The 18,288-nt window shown below is 55.8% G+C and carries 17 protein-coding genes; 8 read left to right on the top strand and 9 right to left on the bottom strand.

Features of this window, described 5'->3' with window-relative positions; translation table 11 throughout:
• Nucleotides 1–71: 71 nt before the first annotated feature.
• Both leuD and leuC read right to left on the bottom strand, forming a co-directional pair.
• Nucleotides 72–719, bottom strand: coding sequence for a 3-isopropylmalate dehydratase small subunit (leuD, locus tag AC27HQ_RS11910; protein WP_487156391.1), 648 nt, complete (start codon nt 717–719; stop codon nt 72–74).
• Nucleotides 716–2,149: a 3-isopropylmalate dehydratase large subunit gene (leuC, locus tag AC27HQ_RS11905; protein WP_487156390.1), complete on the bottom strand. Its 1,434-nt coding sequence runs from the start codon at nt 2,147–2,149 to the stop codon at nt 716–718. The genes leuD and leuC overlap by 4 nt, the downstream gene beginning before the upstream one ends.
• A 142-nt stretch (nt 2,150–2,291) precedes the next feature.
• Between leuC and AC27HQ_RS11900 the strand changes: the two genes are divergently transcribed.
• From AC27HQ_RS11900 to AC27HQ_RS11885, 4 genes are all read left to right on the top strand, one after another.
• Nucleotides 2,292–3,167 (top strand): LysR family transcriptional regulator, encoded by an 876-nt coding sequence (locus AC27HQ_RS11900; protein ID WP_487156504.1) that lies wholly within the window; start codon nt 2,292–2,294, stop codon nt 3,165–3,167.
• Between the two features lie 110 nt (nt 3,168–3,277).
• Complete coding sequence (locus tag AC27HQ_RS11895) at nt 3,278–6,523, top strand: PAS domain S-box protein (protein ID WP_487156389.1); 3,246 nt, start codon at nt 3,278–3,280, stop codon at nt 6,521–6,523.
• 75 nt (nt 6,524–6,598) lie between these two features.
• Complete coding sequence (locus tag AC27HQ_RS11890) at nt 6,599–8,551, top strand: DUF389 domain-containing protein (RefSeq protein ID WP_487156388.1); 1,953 nt, start codon at nt 6,599–6,601, stop codon at nt 8,549–8,551.
• An 88-nt stretch (nt 8,552–8,639) separates the two neighbouring features.
• Nucleotides 8,640–9,176, top strand: a complete 537-nt coding sequence (locus tag AC27HQ_RS11885) for a glycine zipper 2TM domain-containing protein (RefSeq protein ID WP_487156387.1) — start codon at nt 8,640–8,642, stop codon at nt 9,174–9,176.
• A gap of 50 nt (nt 9,177–9,226) precedes the next feature.
• Here AC27HQ_RS11885 and AC27HQ_RS11880 read toward each other — a convergent pair whose 3' ends face one another.
• Nucleotides 9,227–10,105 (bottom strand): LysR substrate-binding domain-containing protein, encoded by an 879-nt coding sequence (locus AC27HQ_RS11880; RefSeq protein ID WP_487156386.1) that lies wholly within the window; start codon nt 10,103–10,105, stop codon nt 9,227–9,229.
• 101 nt (nt 10,106–10,206) lie between these two features.
• Between AC27HQ_RS11880 and AC27HQ_RS11875 the strand changes: the two genes are divergently transcribed.
• Nucleotides 10,207–10,980 (top strand): ferredoxin--NADP reductase, encoded by a 774-nt coding sequence (locus AC27HQ_RS11875; RefSeq protein WP_487156385.1) that lies wholly within the window; start codon nt 10,207–10,209, stop codon nt 10,978–10,980.
• A gap of 37 nt (nt 10,981–11,017) precedes the next feature.
• Here the strand turns inward: AC27HQ_RS11875 and AC27HQ_RS11870 are convergent, their stop codons facing one another.
• The 5 genes from AC27HQ_RS11870 to aroC are packed head-to-tail and all read right to left on the bottom strand — an operon-like array spanning nt 11,018 to nt 14,874.
• A complete protein-coding gene (locus tag AC27HQ_RS11870) occupies nt 11,018–11,779 on the bottom strand; it encodes an SDR family oxidoreductase (protein ID WP_487156384.1) in 762 nt (253 codons plus the stop codon).
• A gap of 6 nt (nt 11,780–11,785) precedes the next feature.
• Nucleotides 11,786–11,971, bottom strand: coding sequence for a PLD nuclease N-terminal domain-containing protein (locus AC27HQ_RS11865; RefSeq protein WP_487156383.1), 186 nt, complete (start codon nt 11,969–11,971; stop codon nt 11,786–11,788).
• A gap of 56 nt (nt 11,972–12,027) precedes the next feature.
• Nucleotides 12,028–12,570 carry a cupin domain-containing protein gene (locus AC27HQ_RS11860; RefSeq protein ID WP_487156382.1) on the bottom strand — a complete coding sequence of 181 codons (543 nt, stop codon included), beginning with the start codon at nt 12,568–12,570 and terminating at the stop codon, nt 12,028–12,030.
• A gap of 42 nt (nt 12,571–12,612) precedes the next feature.
• Nucleotides 12,613–13,755 (bottom strand): MFS transporter, encoded by a 1,143-nt coding sequence (locus AC27HQ_RS11855; RefSeq protein ID WP_487156381.1) that lies wholly within the window; start codon nt 13,753–13,755, stop codon nt 12,613–12,615.
• A gap of 27 nt (nt 13,756–13,782) precedes the next feature.
• Nucleotides 13,783–14,874: a chorismate synthase gene (gene aroC / locus AC27HQ_RS11850; RefSeq protein ID WP_487156380.1), complete on the bottom strand. Its 1,092-nt coding sequence runs from the start codon at nt 14,872–14,874 to the stop codon at nt 13,783–13,785.
• Between the two features lie 120 nt (nt 14,875–14,994).
• On the opposite strand from aroC, the gene AC27HQ_RS11845 reads away from it, so the two are divergent.
• Nucleotides 14,995–15,759, top strand: coding sequence for a TSUP family transporter (locus AC27HQ_RS11845; protein ID WP_487156379.1), 765 nt, complete (start codon nt 14,995–14,997; stop codon nt 15,757–15,759).
• Nucleotides 15,760–15,842: 83 nt separating this feature from the next.
• Entirely contained in the window at nt 15,843–16,640 is a 798-nt protein-coding gene (locus AC27HQ_RS11840) for a hypothetical protein (protein ID WP_487156378.1), read from the top strand.
• On the opposite strand, the gene prmB is transcribed toward AC27HQ_RS11840, so the two are convergent.
• Entirely contained in the window at nt 16,620–17,552 is a 933-nt protein-coding gene (prmB, locus tag AC27HQ_RS11835) for a 50S ribosomal protein L3 N(5)-glutamine methyltransferase (protein ID WP_487156377.1), read from the bottom strand. The two genes, AC27HQ_RS11840 and prmB, sit on opposite strands and share 21 nt — an antisense overlap.
• A 100-nt stretch (nt 17,553–17,652) precedes the next feature.
• On the opposite strand from prmB, the gene AC27HQ_RS11830 reads away from it, so the two are divergent.
• The gene (locus tag AC27HQ_RS11830; RefSeq protein ID WP_487156376.1) at nt 17,653–18,225 is read left to right on the top strand and encodes a Smr/MutS family protein; all 573 of its coding nucleotides are present in this window, start codon (nt 17,653–17,655) and stop codon (nt 18,223–18,225) included.
• Nucleotides 18,226–18,288 lie beyond the last annotated feature (63 nt).

Below are 18,288 nucleotides of genomic sequence, written 5' to 3'. Positions count from 1 at the left end.
TTGAGGCTTGAGGCTTGAAGATCTCGACCTTCAAGCCTACGGCGTTCAGCCTGACGCTGCGTGCGTCAAAACTATTTGATAACGCCAAACAACCAGGGCTGGGCGGCCTTGTGTCCGGCCTCAAAAGACCGGATATCCTCGGCATTTTCAAGGGTCAGACCAATGTCATCCAGGCCATTGAGCAGGCAATGCTTGCGAAAGGCATCAATGTCGAAGTCATAGGTCTTGCCATCTGGCCGGGTCACCCGCTGCGCGGCCAGATCCACATCAAGGCTATACCCTTCGACAAGCTCGGCCTGCTTGAACAGCTCGTCAATATCATCTTCATCTAAAACAATAGGTAACAGTCCATTCTTGAAGCTATTGTTATAGAAAATATCGGCAAAACTCGGCGCCAGAATGGCGCGAAAACCATATTCTTCTAACGCCCATGGTGCATGCTCGCGGCTTGAGCCACAGCCAAAGTTCTTGCGTGCCAGCAACACACTGGCACCCTGGTAACGCGGTTGATTAAGCACAAAGTCGGGGTTCTTCGGGCGCTGTGAGGCGTCCTGGTCCGGCAGGCCTTCGTCCAGGTAGCGCCACTCGTCAAACAGATTCTGACCGAAGCCGGTGCGCTTGATCGACTTGAGGAACTGCTTGGGTATGATCTGGTCCGTGTCTACATTGGCACGGTCCAACGGCGCTACCAGTCCGGTATGCTGGGTAAAGGGCTTCATGCGCGGGCCTCCTGAGTGAGCATCTCGCGTACATCAACAAAATGGCCGGCAATAGCCGCCGCTGCAGCCATGGCCGGACTGACCAGATGGGTACGACCACCGTTACCCTGACGCCCTTCGAAGTTGCGATTGGAGGTCGAGGCACAGTGCTCGCCCGACTCAAGGCGGTCCGGATTCATAGCCAGACACATCGAACAACCCGGATCGCGCCACTCAAAACCGGCGTTCCTGAAGATCACATCCAGCCCTTCCTGTTCGGCCTGCTCCTTGACCAGACCTGAGCCCGGCACCACCATCGCCTGCTTGATACTGGCGGCCACTGTGCGGCCCTTGGCGACCTCGGCAGCCGCGCGCAAATCCTCGATCCGCGAATTGGTGCAGGAGCCAATAAAGACCCGATCCAGCTGGATCGAGGTTATCGGCTGATTTGCGCTCAGACCCATGTACTTGAGCGCACGGGAAATGCCACCACGTTTGACCGCATCCGCTTCATTGGCCGGGTCAGGTACCAGCGCATCAACTGACACCACCATTTCCGGGGACGTACCCCAGGAAACCTGCGGCTTGATGTCGCTGGCGTCAAGTTCTACCACCGTATCAAACACGGCATCCGGATCCGATACCAGATCCTGCCAGGCCGCCACAGCCCTGTCCCAATCGGCACCTTTGGGCGCATATGGGCGACCGCTGACATAGTCACGGGTCTTCTCGTCAAAAGCGACCATGCCAACCCGCGCACCCGCCTCGATGGCCATATTGCAAACAGTCATGCGTCCTTCCATCGACAAGTCGCGGATGGCTGAGCCAGCAAACTCGATAGCATGACCGTTACCACCGGCAGTACCAATCTTGCCAATGACTGCGAGCACCACATCCTTGGCTGTGACGCCAAAACCAAGTTTACCCTCGACCTTGACCAGCATGTTCTTCATTTTTTTGGCTACCAGGCACTGGGTTGCCAAAACATGCTCAACCTCGGAGGTGCCAATACCATGGGCCAGTGCCGCGAAAGCGCCGTGGGTGGCCGTATGGGAGTCACCACAGACCACGGTCATGCCCGGCAGGGTGGCGCCCTGCTCCGGTCCGACCACATGCACAATACCCTGCCGGCGATCAGTCATTTCGAACTGGACGATGCCAAAGTCATGGCAATTGTCATCCAGGGTAACCACCTGCAACTTGGACACCTGATCTTCAATACCGGAAATGCCAGCTGCACGATTGGTAGTAGGCACGTTATGATCCGGGGTTGCCAGGTTGGCATCGATTCGCCAGGGCTTTCGACCGGTCAGACGGAGTCCCTCAAAGGCCTGCGGCGAAGTCACTTCGTGCAACAGGTGACGATCGATATACAGCAAGGCAGAACCATCATCACGCTGCTTGACCAGGTGGCTATCCCACAATTTGTCATAAAGGGTTTTGGCGGACATGCTCAACTCCTGACGGTAACAGTGCCGGACTGCATCGACTGATCCAGTAACCGGTAAACCATGTCAGCATCATAAAAGCTGGTAAGTGATAAAACAAATTCATATTATTCATGCATTCGATAACCATATGGAATGCATGAATATGGATACCGCCAATCTGAGTGCCTTTCTTGCTGTGGCCGAACATGGGTCCTTTTCCCGCGCGGCCGAGCAATTGCATCTTACCCAGCCAGCCATAAGCAAACGCATTGCGGCACTGGAGCAGCAGCTCGACGTTCGCCTGTTCGACCGGATTGGTCGGCAGGTCGGCCTGACCGAGGCCGGACGTGCACTGCGCCCCAGGGCAGAGCAGATTCTGGTCACCCTGGCGGACACCCGCCGAGCGCTGAGTAATCTGTCGAATCAGGTCAACGGTCGCCTGAGCATGGCCACCAGCCACCACATTGGCTTGCATCGCTTGCCCGCGGTACTCAGGCAGTTCACCGGACGTTATCCCCAGGTCGCGCTGGACATTCAGTTTCTGGACTCGGAAGTGGCCTACGATAAGGTCCTGCACGGCCAGATCGAGCTGGCTGTGATCACCTTGGCCCCGACCCTGGATGCGCCGCTGCAGGCGCGTTTGATCTGGCAGGATCCGCTGGATTTTGTGGTCGCCCCAGACCACCCACTGGCCAGACAGAAGCAGGTCAGTCTGGCTGAACTCGCCCGTTATCCGGCAGTCTTTCCCGGCACCAACACCTTTACCCATCGCGTAGTCAGTCAACTCTTTGCCGAACAACAAGTGACGCCGATGATCAGCATGAGCACCAATTATATGGAAACCATTAAAATGATGGTTTCCATTGGCCTGGCCTGGAGCGTTCTGCCCCGCACCATGCTGGACAGCCAGGTAACCCGCCTTGACATCCCAGACACTCAACTGCAAAGGCAGTTGGGCGTTATCTGGCACAGTGGCCGCAGTCTGTCGAATGCTGGCCAGGCATTTCTTCAGGAACTTGGCTGCAATGAAGCAATTTGACACCGATCCCCTTGGCAGCATTCTGCGCAAGAGCTACCTTGTATAAAGCGTGACCAATAAAAGTTATAACCAACGGACTGTCCGCTAGGACGCATTTCAGGAACCGTTTCATGCTGCATGTGCCGGGCCTCGATAAGGTCAATCCCGATGATCACCGGGATGACGCCTTCAAATCCCTGTTCCACCGCATGCCAATCGCCAGCATGCTGGTCGAGGCAGAGACCAGTCGCGTCCTCGATGTGAACCGGGTGTTTGTAAGCCTTTTTGGCTGGCAGCATGGACAAATTGTTGGGCAGTTGTCCTCTGAATCGCCTTTATGGGTCAGCAAGCAGCTACGTCGCAAGCTACTTGAGCAATTCAAACGCGATGGCCAGCTGGACCAATTCGAAGCTGTTTTCCGGTGTGCCGATGGTTCGTTCAAGACTTGTGTCGTGTCGATGGAGAATATTCAAGTCAACGGTGTCGCCTGCCGACTCTCCATGGCCCATGATATCACCGCCCGAATTCAGGCAGAGCAGGCACTCAGAACCTCTGAAGAAAAGTACCTGAAGGCATTCAATGCCAGCCATGAAGCGATCATGGTCATGGACCTGGAGTCCGACCACCTGCTTGAGATCAATCACAGTTTCCAGCGCATCACCGGGATGGACAACGACCAGGTAATCGGCCGCACACTAATGGACCTCGGACTGCTGGATGCCGACACCCACGCACGCCTGGATCGGATTTATCAGCAGAATGGCCGACTGCGTAACATAGAAGTGAGTGTCACGCATGCAAAAGGCAAAAAACTTGATCTGTTGCTCTATGCCGAGCCGGTCAAGGTAAACGGCCGCGACTGCCTGGTCGTTACTGCCCACGACATAACAGTCCGCAAGCAACGTGACCAGGCTCTACTGGAAAGCCAGGAACGCCTCAATCTCTCGCTTGACGCAGCGCAGATGGGCATCTGGGACTGCAATCCGCAAACCGGCCTGCTGCACTGCTCGCCACGAGCCGCTCAGCTACATGGTTATCCTGTCATGTCGTGGAACGGGCCGATTACCGAGTTCATGCGCAGCATTCCTGCTGAAGACAGACGGGCGTTACGTAGGGGCTATATCGCCATTGTCCGGGGAGATCAGAGCCGCTATCGGCTGGCTTATCGCACCATGGTTCCCGGCAAGGCGACCCGCTGGCTGGAAGTAACAGCAAAGATCCATCGTGATTCGCAGGATAAGGTCATCCGCATGGTCGGCACCCTGATGGATATCACCGAGCGGCGACGCAGCGAACAGGAGTTGATGCTCAGCGAAGCCAAGTTTGCCTCCCTGTTTCAAGGTGCTCCGGACCCGTATACGCTGATCAACGCAACCAATCACGCCATTATTGAAGTCAACAAAAGCTTTATTGAAACCTTTGGTTATCAACCACAGGACGTGGTTGGCAAAACAGCACTCGAAGCCGGACTCTGGCATGAACCGCATAAGCGGCCGGCGGTCATCCAGCAGATTTTGCGCGAAAAGGCTCTCAAGGGAGTGGAGATCGATTTTCGCACCCGTGACGGCAGCGTCATCACCTGCGAGGTTTCAAGCAGTTATATCAACATCAACCGTCAACTCTGCATGCTGTCTACCTTCAAGGACATTACCGCACGCAACCAGGCGATCGCACAGCTCAAAGCGTCAGAGGACAAGTTTTCCCGTGCCTTCAGGGCCAGTCCGGACTCCATCAGCATTACCGAGCGCAATAGCGGACGCTATCTGGATGTCAATGAAGGTTTTACGCGGCTGACCGGTTTCAATGCCGATGAAGTTATCGGTAAAACGTCCTCTGAGCTGGGCATATGGACTGATCCGGCTGACCGCAGGGCGCTACTGGCCGACCTCGACAAGGAAGGTCGCATACGTCATCGGGAAATGCTTGTCACCGGTAAACATGGCAAGCAGTTGATGGTTGCGGTGTCACTTGAGCCCATCGAGGTCAATGATCTGGACTGCATCATGATGACTGCCAGGGATGTGACCGAGCAAAAACTGATTGAGGCCCAGGTCAAGCACCTTGCCTACCACGACGCCCTCACTGACCTACCGAATCGGCTACTGTTAACCGATCGCCTGAAGCAGGCGCTGGCGCTTTGTGAACGTCAGCATCAGCAAGGTGCCCTGCTGTTCTTTGACCTTGACCACTTCAAGCATATCAACGATTCACTCGGGCATTCCTGCGGTGACGCCGTATTGCAGGAGGTTACCCGGCGCCTGCTTGGGCAAGTACGCCGGATCGATACTGTCGCCAGACTCGGTGGTGATGAGTTCGTCGTTCTGCTCTGCGGCCTGGAAGGTAAATTGTCAGTGATTGAGAAGCAGGTCAGGCAAAGTGCTGCAAAGCTACTGGCTGAATTGTCGACTCCCATGCTGATTGAAGGCCACAGCTTGCAGCTGAGCTGCAGTATCGGTATTGCTTTGCTGCCCGAACACGGTGACTCACCGGAAGACCTGCTCAAGCGCGCCGATATAGCGCTGTATCAAGTCAAAGCCGGAGGCCGAAACGGCATGGCCTTCTTTGAGCAGGCGATGCAGGTTGCTGCCAGCGAACGACTGTCGGTGGAGAGTGAGCTGCGTCAGGCGCTGGTCAAAAATGAGTTTCGGCTTTTTTATCAGCCGCAGTTTGACGCTCAACTTCAGCGCATCATCGGCGCAGAGGCACTGATACGCTGGCAGCATCCTGAAAAAGGCATGACCGGCCCGCTAAGCTTCATTCACGTGCTCGAAGAAAGCGGCATGATACTGGATGTCGGTAATTGGGTTCTGCTGGAGGCCTGCAAGCTCATTGCAAGACTGCTGGACCAGAGTCAGATCAATGCAGATCAGTTCAGTCTCAGCGTAAACATCAGCCCACGGCAGTTCCGCCAGCCTGACTTTGTCGAGCGGGTTGACTCGGCAATCAGCAACCTGAACATTCCACCCAGTTGCCTGAAGCTGGAAATCACAGAGAACATCGTTATCCAGAACGTCAATGACACCATTGCCAAGATGCTCGAGCTGCGCGAGATGGGCGTGCGTTTTGCCATTGATGACTTTGGTACAGGCTACTCATCCTTGAGCTATCTGAAACGCTTGCCGCTTGATCAACTCAAGATTGATCAATCCTTTGTGCGCGACTGCACACGGGATCCAAACGATGCCGAGATCATCCGCGCGATTATCGCCATGGCACGTAATCTGAGCCTGGAACTGATCGCCGAAGGGGTTGAAACCGCTGAACAACTGGCGTTTCTGCAGGAACAGTCATGCCATGCCTATCAGGGCTACCTGTTCAGCCCACCGATTGAAGAACAGATGTTTATTGAGCTACTGAAAAAACAGGGCAGATCATGATCTGTTGCCAAATCGCTTCCAATAAAAACTCAATAACGCACAATAGCTGCACTGCCATGCCTCAGGAACGCGCCCTTGACTCTGCACAAGAAAACCCTGGTTGTCTGCAACGAAGATCATCAAAGCCAGCTGGAAGCAATACAAGCCTTCGCCGCTAATGAAGAGATAGCACTGACGGTATTTTCCACAGCACAATTCTTCGAGCGTCCCGGCGAATGCCTTGGCCACTCAGATCATGTCGTCATTGTTGTTGATGAAGAAGACATCACCGAGCACGTGAATCTAGCCAAAACGTTGAATTTTTCCCTGGGCATCATTCCTTCCACCGGCAGAAGCCGTCTGCATAAATGGTTTGGCATTCCCGCTCAACTGGATCAGGCCATAATACTGGCGTTCAGTGATCAGTCAGTGGCCCTTGATATCTTGCGCTGCAACGAGGAAGTGGTCCTGGGCATGGTCATGCTCGGTGAGACGCCCTTCCTCGATCAGCGCAGTAAAACCTATCAAAATCGCCGTTCATCCGGCTGGAAGCACATACTCTACTGGCTGGCCCTGATCTGGAACAGCCTGAAAAACCTTAGGGCAATCAAACCTTTCCCGATCACCCTGACCACCGGCAAAGAGGTCACTATCAAGACCGCGATTACCGGTCTTATCGCCATTGAAAACGACGTCAACAGTGCTGCCGCCAGGCTGATCAATACCAGCCTGTCGGCCCAGGACGGCAAGGTGTCCAGTATTCTCATTGCCCCCAAGTCGATCAGCGAATACCTATCCTTTTTGATCGCCGCCGTGGTTCGTGGTGAAAGTGGTGTCAGCCGCCTTCCCAAAGCCGTCAGCTATATCAAGAGTCAGTACCTTAAAATCGAGTCAGGCAAACCCCTGCGTTATTTCGTCGATGGGCGCCGACGCGAGTCTTCCGTCATTGAGCTGCAGCTCTATGCCGAGGCAGTCCGGATCAATACCGGACCGGCAATGGATGCCGGCGGAAATCGTATTGGCCAACCGAAAGACACCATGAAAGTCGAAAACCTGCCCACTAACCAGGCACGTTTGAGCATGATTCAAAGCCACCTACCCTTGTTTACACGTGCCCTGGAAGATGACTTCAAGGACCTGTTTTTACTCCTGCGTGACAACGCCCAGCTGCATGCCCACTATATCGGGCTGATGGTTCTCAGCGTGGTGGTAGCGACCTTTGGTCTGTTTCTGTCGAGTGCGGCGGTGATTATCGGTGCCATGGTGCTGGCGCCACTGATGGCACCGATCATTTCTCTGGCCATGGGCTTGCTGCGCGGCAACAGCAATCTGCTGCAGCGATCACTGACCACCATAGGCGTGGGTATTTTATTGGCACTGGGCACGTCAGCCCTGCTCGCCCTGCTTATACCGATCGAGAAAATCACCCCGGAAATGGTTGGCAGACTGCATCCCAACCTGCTTGATCTCGGTGTCGCCATTGCCTCGGGGATTGCCGGCGGCTATGCCCACGCCCGCGAAAGCGTCATGAAGAGCCTGCCTGGTGTTGCCATTGCAGTAGCCTTGGTCCCCCCACTGTCGGTAGCCGGTATTGGCATAGGCTGGTGGCAGTGGGACGTTTTCAGCGGCGCCATGCTGCTGTTTGTCACCAACCTTGTCGGTATTGCCCTGAGTGCCGCGCTGACCTTTCTGGTTCTGGGTTACGCCCCGTTGCTTCAGGCTCGACGCGGCCTGCTTATTTCTCTGTTGCTGCTGACAACCGTCGCCATTCCTCTGACGCTGGCCTTTACCGAAATCAATGACCGCTGGCAAATCGAACGCGACTTGACCCGGGAAGCCTTTGTCATCCATGGCAAGGCCCTGGACGTCCAGTCCGCACAGGTCAGCCGACGGGGTGACGGATTATTGATTCGCGGCGAGCTGGTTGCCGATCAGCCGATCCTGGCTGCCGACCTGCAAGCCCTGCGTAGACAGCTTGAGCACCTGTGGAGCCGGCCTGTCTCGTTGGAGCTTGGCACGCGCCTGCGCGTATCCTCCGAGCCACGCTGATAACCCCTGCCTGAACCTATGGGCTGTTCCAGAGTCGAATGATGTGACGCGATTCGCGTCACTGGATTCAACGTACTGGAGTATCACCATGAACAAGTCAATGCTCTCGGGTATTGTGATCGGCGCTGTCGTTGCAACCGCAGGCGGCGCCATTGCAGGCTATAACGCCTTTGCTGACAAAACCCCCAGCCATGCTGAGGTGGTCAATGTTGTTGAGCTGACCGAGACCATCAGGACACCCAGAGAGGTATGCCAGGATGTGCCTGTTACACGGCAACAACCCGTGCAGGATGAAAATCGCATCCTGGGGACCGTGGCAGGTGCAGTTGTAGGCGGCGTCTTGGGTAACCAGGTAGGTGGCGGCAGCGGCAAGAAAATAGCAACCGTTGCTGGCGCTGCTGCTGGCGGCTATGCCGGCAACCGCGTACAGGAAAACATGCAGGCCAATAACACCTACACGACAACCGAAACACGGTGCACTACCCAGTACGACAGTCAGGAAAAGACTGTTGGTTATCAAGTGGAATACCGTATTGGCGAAGAGACCGGCACAGTGCGCATGGATCAGCGCCCAGGTTCGCAAATCCCGCTACAGGACGGCGAACTGGTGTTGAGTTCGAACTAAGCTTTAGCCATCTGAAAAAAGCGACCGTCGGTCTTTGGCCGGCGGTGGTCTCAGCTCTCTCGACACATCTGGATCCAGGTTTCGACCCCGGCAGTACGAAATTTGCTACGCTGCAACGCGAAGTAGAAACGCCGTCTGAAATCCCTTTGCGGCACGGCCAATGGTACCAGGCTACCGCGCCTGAAAGCATCCTGCAGGGTTATTGCTGACAAACACCCTATGCCCAAGCCAGCCTCTACGGCGCGTTTTATGGCTTCGGTATGTTGCAGCTCGAGCAGAATATGCAGCTGTGGCAGCAGTCCGTGCATCGCCCAGTCAAAGTGTTGCCGCGTACCCGACCCCGGCTCACGCACTATCCAGTGCGCCTCAAGCAGCGCGGCATCATCCAGCCAGGGTCGGCCAGCCAAGGCATGATCCGGGGCACAAAACACCACCAGCTCATCATCACGCCACGGCAGCATCTCAAGGTCGGGATGCTGGGTCTCACCTTCTATCAAGCCGATATCCAGTTCGAAGTTCAGTACTTTTTGAACGATGTTGGCGGTATTTTCCACCTCCAGCCTGACCTTGGCACCGGTATGTTCGCGCATATACCGAGCCATGATTTCTACTGCCAGATAATTTCCGATACTCAAGGTGGCACCGACCTTGAGATGCCCAGGATCCTGATGTTGCTCAAGCGCCATTTCCAGACTCCGCGCCTGAGCCATAAGGGATTCCGCCTGAGGTCGTATGCCTTGACCCAGCTCATTGAGCTGCAAGCGCTTACCGATCCGGTCAAACAATTGAACCGAGAACTGGCTTTCCAGGTCGCGCAGGGCACTGCTGGCGGCAGATTGCGACATGGACAGGCTATCTGCCGCGCGGGTCAGATTTTCGTGATAGGCGGTAGCGAGAAAGACTTCAAGCTGACGAAGACTGTATTTCATTATCGGTTTTACCGTTTATATATAGCTAAATAAGTCATTTTACCGATAGGTTAGTCGCAAAGTAGAGTGCCATCAACGTCGAAGATCAAGAGGAAGTAGCGATGGCCGGTTTCAATACTGAGCGTGTTCTTAGCGTCCACCATTGGACAGACAATCTTTTCAGCTTTCGCACGACCCGCGACCCGGGTTTTCGCTTCAAAAACGGTCATTTCATCATGATCGGGCTGGAGGTAGAGGGTCGCCCGTTGATGCGCGCCTACAGTATTGCCAGCCCGAACTACGAGGATACGCTGGAATTTTTCAGTATCAAGGTGCCGGATGGCCCCTTGACCTCCCGCCTGCAGAATATCAATGAAGGCGATCAGATCATCATCAGCAGAAAACCCACCGGCACCCTGGTGCTCGATCACCTGCTGCCTGGCCGCAATCTGTATCTGCTCAGTACTGGCACTGGCTTGGCGCCCTTTATCAGCATCATTCAGGATCCGGAAACCTATGAGCAATATGACAAGGTGATACTCACCCATGGGTGCCGACATGTGCGTGAACTGGCTTATCAGGGCCTGATCAACGAGGAACTGCCAAACCACGAATACTTTGGCGACCTGGTGCGCGACAAGCTGATTTATTACCCGACAGTGACCCGCGAACCATTCCGCAATCAGGGTCGCCTGACTGATCTGATGACCAGTGGCAAGCTATTTGATGACATAGGTCTGCCCGCCTTTGATCTGCAGCAGGATAGATTCATGCTGTGTGGCAGCCCGAGCATGCTCAAGGACTTCTGCACCATACTGGATGAAAGGGGTTTTCAGGAGGCCCGGCATGGCGACCAGGGCCACTATGTGATCGAGCGAGCTTTTGTCGAGAAGTAATGCTCAGGCAAGGGTTGAATGATGCCTTTTATTGCGCTTATTCCACGTAAATCATTTGCCGCGTCATACCGCCGTCGGCAACAAGATTCTGCCCGGTAATAAAACCCGCAGCAGGACTCAACAAGAAGGCAGCCAGCGCGCCAATATCTTCTGGCTGCCCTACCCTGCCCACGGCATGCTGGACATGATCCAGATGGCGCAGTGGATCGCTCCTTTGCTGCTCAGACTCGCGCGTATCAATCCAGCCGGGACTGATGGCATTGACTCGAATATGCGGTCCGAGGCTGACCGCCAGCGCATGGGTCAAGGCAACAAGACCGCCCTTGCTGGCAGCATAGGCTTCGGTATTGGCCTCTGATTGCAGTGCTCGCGTCGAGGCCACATTAACAATACTGCCAGCACTGCTACGCAACATCGGAATAGCATGTTTGCACATCAGAAAGGCCCCCGTCAGGTTGGTACCGATCCAGCGATGCCACTGTTCCAGACTCAACTGCTCGAGCGGACCACTATCCGGATCAGCAATGCCGGCATTGTTAACCAACCCATCAAGACGGCCAAAATCCTCCTCTACCCGTTCAAAGCAGGCTTGCACGCTGAGTTCGTCAGCCACATCCAACGGAACATACTCAACCGTACCCAGGCGCGCCAGGTACTCTGCCGCCGCCTGGCCAGAGAGTTCATCAATATCAGCCAGTACCACTGCCCAACCCTGCCGCAGCAGACTGACTGCTATGCCCAGCCCTATGCCTCGCGCCGCCCCGGTTACCAGGGCGACAGGTTGATCAGTCGTCTGCATTAAGACTCACCCACCCCGCGGACCGGCAAAGAACCAGATAATGAAACCCACAAAGGGGAAAAACAAAACCAGCGCAATCCACAGCACCTTGGCGCCATTGCTCGCGCCACTTTGAACGATATTGATCGCCGCCCAAATGACCAGAAGCAACAATACCAATCCGAGAAAACCGCCACCAAAATTTAAATTCATAGCCAATTCCTTGTGATTTATAAGCTAACTGTAGACCAATGCAGACAAGAAAACGTTCATAACTCCAAGGGCAGGAAGGCCTTGGCCAGGCTCGATCCACTGGGAAGGGCCTGCAGATCTCCAGCCGAGGTGCCGAACTGCAGCACCCGGCAACGTTCACCTGGTACAGGGATTGCCCAATGCTTCAGCTTGGCTGGCAGAAACAACAAATCACCCGGCGCGCAGGCCAATACCAGCAGACTCTTGCCGTGATGCAGGCAGAGAATAGCGCGCCCCCGCACAAAGAGCCTAAAGCCAGCTCGGCCATGACTGTGCTCGGGCTCTATCTCAGCCTCTGAAATCTCGGCATAGCCAGGCACGAATGGTAAATCAACCAGTTGTCTGACGGGAAAATCGGCAATAGCCAGCAATTCAGTGCAAAGCCGGCTGCACGCTTGAATCAGCTCTGCATCGGATGCTATGTCTGCAATACCTGGCAAGGGCAGCGCCTCCAGCCTCACCCCCACCTCCTCAAGCCTTGGCACAATATCCTCAAGATGCGTGAGCACCCTGCGTGCCTGCTGCAGCTCGGAATCCTCATAAACCGCCAAAATACTCATGCGTTTTCACCTTGTTGATTCATCAGTGCAGCAAAGCCTTTTTCATCGAGACGCGCCTGGCAGTGCTCTTGCCAGCAACAGCGCGGCAAAAAGAGAGACCAGAGCAGCGATGGAAAAAGTCCAGACAGCGCCAAGACTGTTCCAGCTGTAACCCGAGTACAAGGCACCTAAGGCTCCGCCGACGCCCGACAAGCTGGCATAAAAGGCCTGACCCTGGCCTTGCAAGGCATCACTGAAGCTACGCTGTACATAGTGAATGGCGGCAACGTGAAAACTGCCAAAGGTGGCCGCATGCAGCAACTGCGCCAGTAGCAGAACAGGTAAATGACCGGCCATGGTACCCAGCAGCAACCAGCGCAAGGAGGCCAGCAGCAGGCTGACCAGTAACAGCTGTTTCAGGGTAAACCGACGCAGCACCTTGGTCATCACCACAAACAAACCGATCTCAGCCACCACGCCCAATGCCCACATGCTGCCGATCAAGGATCGCGAGTAGCCCAGCGCCTCCAGGTGCAAGCTCAAAAAGGTGTAATACGGGCCATGCGACAACTGCATCAGCCCGGCACTGCAAAAGAAAGCCAGCACCCCAGGCCTGCGCAACTGTGCAAAAAAGGCCCCGGCACCGCCCTGCCGTTGTGCTGGAGTCTGCGCTGCAGGTGACTGAACCAGCAGGCTGCAGATAACGATGCCCATAAGAATGGCCAGCATCACGGCGGGATAGCTGTCCAGTCCCTGCTGTTCCAGCACCCAACCGAGCCCCACAACAGTCGCAATGAAACCCACCGAGCCCCAGAGCCGGATCAAACTGTATCGTGCCGATTGCGACCCCAGCTGACTCAGGGTGATCGCTTCGAACTGAGGCAATACGGCATGCCAGAAAAAGCTGTGGAGCGCCATGATCAACGCCAACCACAAATAATCCTGGCGATAAAAAATCCCGCAGAAGGTCAAGGCTGTCAGGGCAGCTCCGAGCCTGACGATGGCCAGCCTCTGACCGCTTGTGTCGCCTAACCAGCCCCATAGGCTTGGGGCGATACAGCGCATCAACATGGGAATCGCGATCAGCTCGCCAATCCGCGCAGCACTGAAACCCAGATGATCAAAATACAATGCCAGAAAAGGGGCCACACCACCCAGAAAGGCAAAGTAAGCGAAGTAAAAGGTCGATAAACGCCAATAGGGCATATCAATACACCACTGACGAACACCCCATCAGAGCTGACCTAATACCGGTGTATTGACCTTCACGTCAGCATTCTGAGCTCTATGCCGCAGCAAGTGATCCATCAGCACCATGGCAACCATGGCCTCGGCAATAGGCGTGGCGCGGATACCAACACAGGGATCGTGGCGACCCTTGGTAATGACCTCGACGGGGTTGCCATGAATGTCGATCGAACGGCCCGGTGTAGTGATACTGGAGGTTGGCTTGAGCGCCAGATGGGCAACGATGGGCTGCCCGGAGGATATACCACCCAAAACGCCACCAGCGTTGTTACTGGTAAAGCCCTCAGGCGTCAATTCATCCCGGTGTTCAGTGCCCAATTGGGCAACCGAGGCAAAACCGGCACCGATCTCCACCCCCTTGACCGCATTGATACTCATAAGGGCATAGGCCAGTTCGGCATCCAGGCGATCAAAGATAGGCTCACCCAGACCCGGGGGCACACCCTCGGCAACGACGGTGATACGTGCACCAACCGAGTTTTGATCACGTCTCAGTTGATCCATAAAGGCCTCCAGTTCCTGTACCTTGTCTGGATCAGGACTGAAAAAGGCATTGTGGTCTACCGAGTCCCAAGACTTGAACGGAATCTCGATGGGACCCAACTGACTCATATAGCCGCGTACCGTGATGCCCTGGCTAGCCAGATACTTGCGCGCGATCGACCCGGCAGCTACCCGCATGGCCGTTTCACGTGCGGATGAGCGACCACCACCTCGATAGTCACGTACACCATATTTGTGGTGATAGGTGTAATCGGCATGGGCCGGGCGGAACAGGTCCTTGATTGCCGAGTAATCCTTGGATTTCTGGTCAGTATTGCGGATCAGCAAGCCAATCGGACAGCCGGTGGTGCGGCCTTCAAACACCCCGGTCAGGATCTCGACTTCATCAGGCTCCTGACGCTGCGTAGTGTGGCGGCTGGTGCCCGGCTTGCGCCGGTCAAGGTCACGCTGCAGATCACTTGCGTCCAATTCAAGTCCGGGCGGACAACCGTCAACGATGGCAACCAGGGCCGGGCCATGACTTTCGCCGGCGGTAGTTACGGTGAACAGAGTACCTAGGGTATTCCCGGACATGCGTGCAACCTGATTCAGATGGATAATAGGCCGTGCAGTATAGCCTCACCAGCACACGGGTGACACCCTGCCGACACCCGGTTAGGCTATGTTTTTGGCCGCCATGCCCGGATGCATACCATGCTCGATTTGCTGCTGCCCGATGCCCTGCCCGGTCTGATGGTACTAATGCTGGTGTTTGCTGCCATGCTGACCTCGGCTTTGACCGCAGCCATGGGCATAGGTGGAGGCGTGTTGCTGTTGGCCGTTATGGCCCTGGTCATGCCTGCCGCTGCGATTATCCCGGTGCATGGCATGGTGCAACTGGGCTCGAATGCCAACCGCGCCCTGCTGACACTCAAGCACATCAATCTACCGATGATTCTCTGGTTTTTGCCTGGCGTCATCATCGGTGCGGGGCTGGCCAGCCAGTTCCTGGTGCAACTGCCGATGTCACTGGTGCAGTTGAGCATCGCGCTGTTTATCCTGCTGCTGTGCTGGGGTCCGGCATTGCCCGGCCGGGCGACCGGTCCCATTGGCACCCTGATCGCCTCCAGCATCACTACTTTTCTCAGTGTCTTTGTCGGTGCAACCGGGCCACTGGTGGCCGCCTTTGTCAAACAACAGCAGCAGGGCGAACGCTTTTCCACTGTGGCTACCTTTGCCGCCGCCATGAGCCTGCAACACGCTCCCAAAGCCCTTGTTTATGGTGCCGCGGGCTTTGTTTTCAGCGACTGGCTGGGGCTGATTGCGATGATGATAGGTGCAGGTGCAATCGGCACCTGGATCGGGCTGCACCTGCTCAGACGCGTCAGCAACGCGCGTTTCGGGCTGATTTTCAACCTGCTACTGAGTCTGCTTGCCCTGCGGCTGATCTGGCAGGCCGTTGATGGCTGGCCTGTCTGAAACCAATCAGGCATAGTTAAGAAAATCCGCGCCTGGCCGATAACACTGACAGGCATTTTAAGTCAGTCTGCACAGAGCGCAGCATGGATCAATCGGATATCGTCGAATCTTCAAACACATCACGGCAGGTGGCTGGCAAAGCGTCACAGCAGCAACGCGACCCCTTTGCCCGGGCGCGCCCTACGGATGTGTACTGGATTCAGCTGAAACCGCTGATGCGCGGGCAGCAGATTGCTCAGATCGAGCGTCTCGGACGCATTACGGTGATCCAGGAACGTGCCGGCCCCCTGGAACTGTTCCGCCTGCGCCTGACGGTAGAAGGTGACACGCCTCCCGAAAAGGGCAATGTCATGGAACTGCTGGTTGATCATCGCAACCGTCGTGTACGCTTTGGACCAATCGAAGAAGTCCGGATGCAGCCTGCACAACGCGGGCTGGGTGGCTTCATGCTGTCACGACTGATTTTCTGGTGTCAGCAACACTATGGTGATTACGCCGTAACCCCGATCATTCTGCACGCCGAGGACGCCCCGAGCGAAGAGTCGCGCAGCATTCGAGAACGCTGGCTCAGGCGTGCCGGATTTGATATCACCTACAGCAATCCAGAACAAAATACCGGACGGGCACAGGTCAATCGGGTTGATAGCCTGATCAGCAGCTGGAATCCTGAACGCGTGGCGGTGTTGCAAGTTCCTGATTTGCTGCATCAACTGCGCGAACAGGAAATGCAGGTGCACCGGCAGAACATTCAAATCATCAACTTGCAGCGCAGCATCGACAACTTCAAAAGCAACGATCTAGGTCAGCGCTTCGCGATTGGCTGCCTGATTGTCTTCGCCATATTTCAGGCCTTGATGCTGCTATGGATTGTGCTTAAGTAAGCCACTTGGCTTGGCAAAAACAGCCTGATACTGGCGACACTGCGCCGCACTGAGAACAAACACCCCGTGCCCGCCCCGCTCGAACTCGACCCAGTGAAAATCAACCTCCGGCCACTCAGCAACCACATGCACCATGCTGTTGCCAACCTCGATAACCAGCACGCCCTCCTCGCTCAAATGATCGGCGGCCTGGAATAGCAGTCGCCGCACCAAATCCAAACCATCATGACCCGCCGCCAAGCCCATTTCCGGCTCATGCAGATACTCATCCGGCAGGTCAGCCATATCCTCGGCATCGACATAGGGCGGATTACTGACAATCAAATCAAAGCGCTCACCGGGCATACCATCAAAACCGTCTGACCAGCGCGCTTCGACCCGATCCTGCAGCTGATGGGCCTCGATATTGCTCTCGGCTACCGCCAACGCGTCCGCGGACAGATCCGCCAGCACGACTTGGGCCTGCTTGAAGGTATAGGCGCAAGCGATACCGATGCAACCGCTGCCCGTACACATATCCAGAATCTGCTGCGGCTCGTGCTGCAGCCAGGGAGCAAAGCGGCGTTCAATCAGCTCGGCAATAGGCGAACGGGGAACCAGCACGCGCTCATCAACCATGAAATCCAGACCGGCAAAACGGGCATGGCCCGTCAGGTAAGCAGCAGGAACACGCTGCTCGGTTCGCTGCCGAAGCAGCGCCAGCACCTGATCGCGCTCGACGTCGGTCAACCTGCAATCAAGATAGGCTTCGGGGGTTTCCCAGGGCAGAAAGAGTGCATGCAACACCAGCAGACGCGCCTCATCCCAGGCATTATCGGAACCATGCCCAAAAAACAGACCCTGTTCGTGAAAACGGCTTACGCCCCAGCGAATCAGGTCCCTGATGGAGGAAAGTGCACTCAGCTGACTCATGTCCGATCTTCCGCTTGTCGCTTAAAAGTAGAGCCATTCTACTCTGCATAGCCGGAGAAACTACTGATACACTGCTGTTTTTTACCAGCCAGATACACGCATGGACAATCATCAAGACGCTGAAGACGACCTGGGGCTTTTTCGCCAAGCCGTCAAGGGTGCCAAACCCCTCACGGTTGACCGGGCCGATACTGGAAAGCCACGAAACGACCGGGCCCAGATCAAGGTCCGTAGGCAAGGTGCGACCCGGAGCACAAACCAGACTCGGATAGACGGGCTGTCTGACCAGTTTGTTATTGATGTGCTGCCTGAGGAAGCACTGTATTGGGCCGCCAATGGCGTCCAGGATAGCCAGCTGCGCAAGCTCAAGGCCGGCCAGATCCCGTTTGAAGGTTCAATTGACCTGCATGGCATGACAGTGGAAAAGGCGCGGGAACTGCTCTGGGACTTCCTCGCGGAGGCCAATCGCATGGAAGTTCGCTGTGTCCGCGTGACCCACGGCAAGGCGCAGCGCAAGGACGGTCGCCGGCCGATTCTGAAAAGTCACGTCAACACCTGGCTGCGCCAGCACCCCAAGGTACTTGGCTTTACATCCTGCATGCCCAAGCACGGTGGTACCGGTTCGGTTTATGTGCTGCTCAAGCGGATGATGATGGAGGGGCGAGAGGACTAGCAGCTGGAAGCTGGAAGCTGGAAGCTGGAAGCTGGAAGCTGGAAGCTGGAAGCTGGAAGCTGG

This window comes from Halopseudomonas sp. 4NH20-0008 (assembly GCF_057548395.1).
Note: the sequence above shows the minus strand (reverse complement) of the source record. Positions and strands in the feature narration are given on the sequence as shown.

Bases quoted from the DNA above. Each gene is read 5' to 3' on its own strand.
- leuD (WP_487156391.1), bottom strand. From the start codon at position 719: ATGAAGCCCTTTACCCAGCATACCGGACTGGTAGCGCCGTTGGACCGT.
- leuC (WP_487156390.1), bottom strand. From the start codon at position 2,149: ATGTCCGCCAAAACCCTTTATGACAAATTGTGGGATAGCCACCTGGTC.
- AC27HQ_RS11900 (WP_487156504.1), top strand. From the start codon at position 2,292: ATGGATACCGCCAATCTGAGTGCCTTTCTTGCTGTGGCCGAACATGGG.
- AC27HQ_RS11895 (WP_487156389.1), top strand. From the start codon at position 3,278: ATGCTGCATGTGCCGGGCCTCGATAAGGTCAATCCCGATGATCACCGG.
- AC27HQ_RS11885 (WP_487156387.1), top strand. From the start codon at position 8,640: ATGAACAAGTCAATGCTCTCGGGTATTGTGATCGGCGCTGTCGTTGCA.
- AC27HQ_RS11880 (WP_487156386.1), bottom strand. From the start codon at position 10,105: ATGAAATACAGTCTTCGTCAGCTTGAAGTCTTTCTCGCTACCGCCTAT.
- AC27HQ_RS11875 (WP_487156385.1), top strand. From the start codon at position 10,207: ATGGCCGGTTTCAATACTGAGCGTGTTCTTAGCGTCCACCATTGGACA.
- AC27HQ_RS11870 (WP_487156384.1), bottom strand. From the start codon at position 11,779: ATGCAGACGACTGATCAACCTGTCGCCCTGGTAACCGGGGCGGCGCGA.
- AC27HQ_RS11865 (WP_487156383.1), bottom strand. From the start codon at position 11,971: ATGAATTTAAATTTTGGTGGCGGTTTTCTCGGATTGGTATTGTTGCTT.
- AC27HQ_RS11860 (WP_487156382.1), bottom strand. From the start codon at position 12,570: ATGAGTATTTTGGCGGTTTATGAGGATTCCGAGCTGCAGCAGGCACGC.
- AC27HQ_RS11855 (WP_487156381.1), bottom strand. From the start codon at position 13,755: ATGCCCTATTGGCGTTTATCGACCTTTTACTTCGCTTACTTTGCCTTT.
- aroC (WP_487156380.1), bottom strand. From the start codon at position 14,874: ATGTCCGGGAATACCCTAGGTACTCTGTTCACCGTAACTACCGCCGGC.
- AC27HQ_RS11845 (WP_487156379.1), top strand. From the start codon at position 14,995: ATGCTCGATTTGCTGCTGCCCGATGCCCTGCCCGGTCTGATGGTACTA.
- AC27HQ_RS11840 (WP_487156378.1), top strand. From the start codon at position 15,843: ATGGATCAATCGGATATCGTCGAATCTTCAAACACATCACGGCAGGTG.
- prmB (WP_487156377.1), bottom strand. From the start codon at position 17,552: ATGAGTCAGCTGAGTGCACTTTCCTCCATCAGGGACCTGATTCGCTGG.
- AC27HQ_RS11830 (WP_487156376.1), top strand. From the start codon at position 17,653: ATGGACAATCATCAAGACGCTGAAGACGACCTGGGGCTTTTTCGCCAA.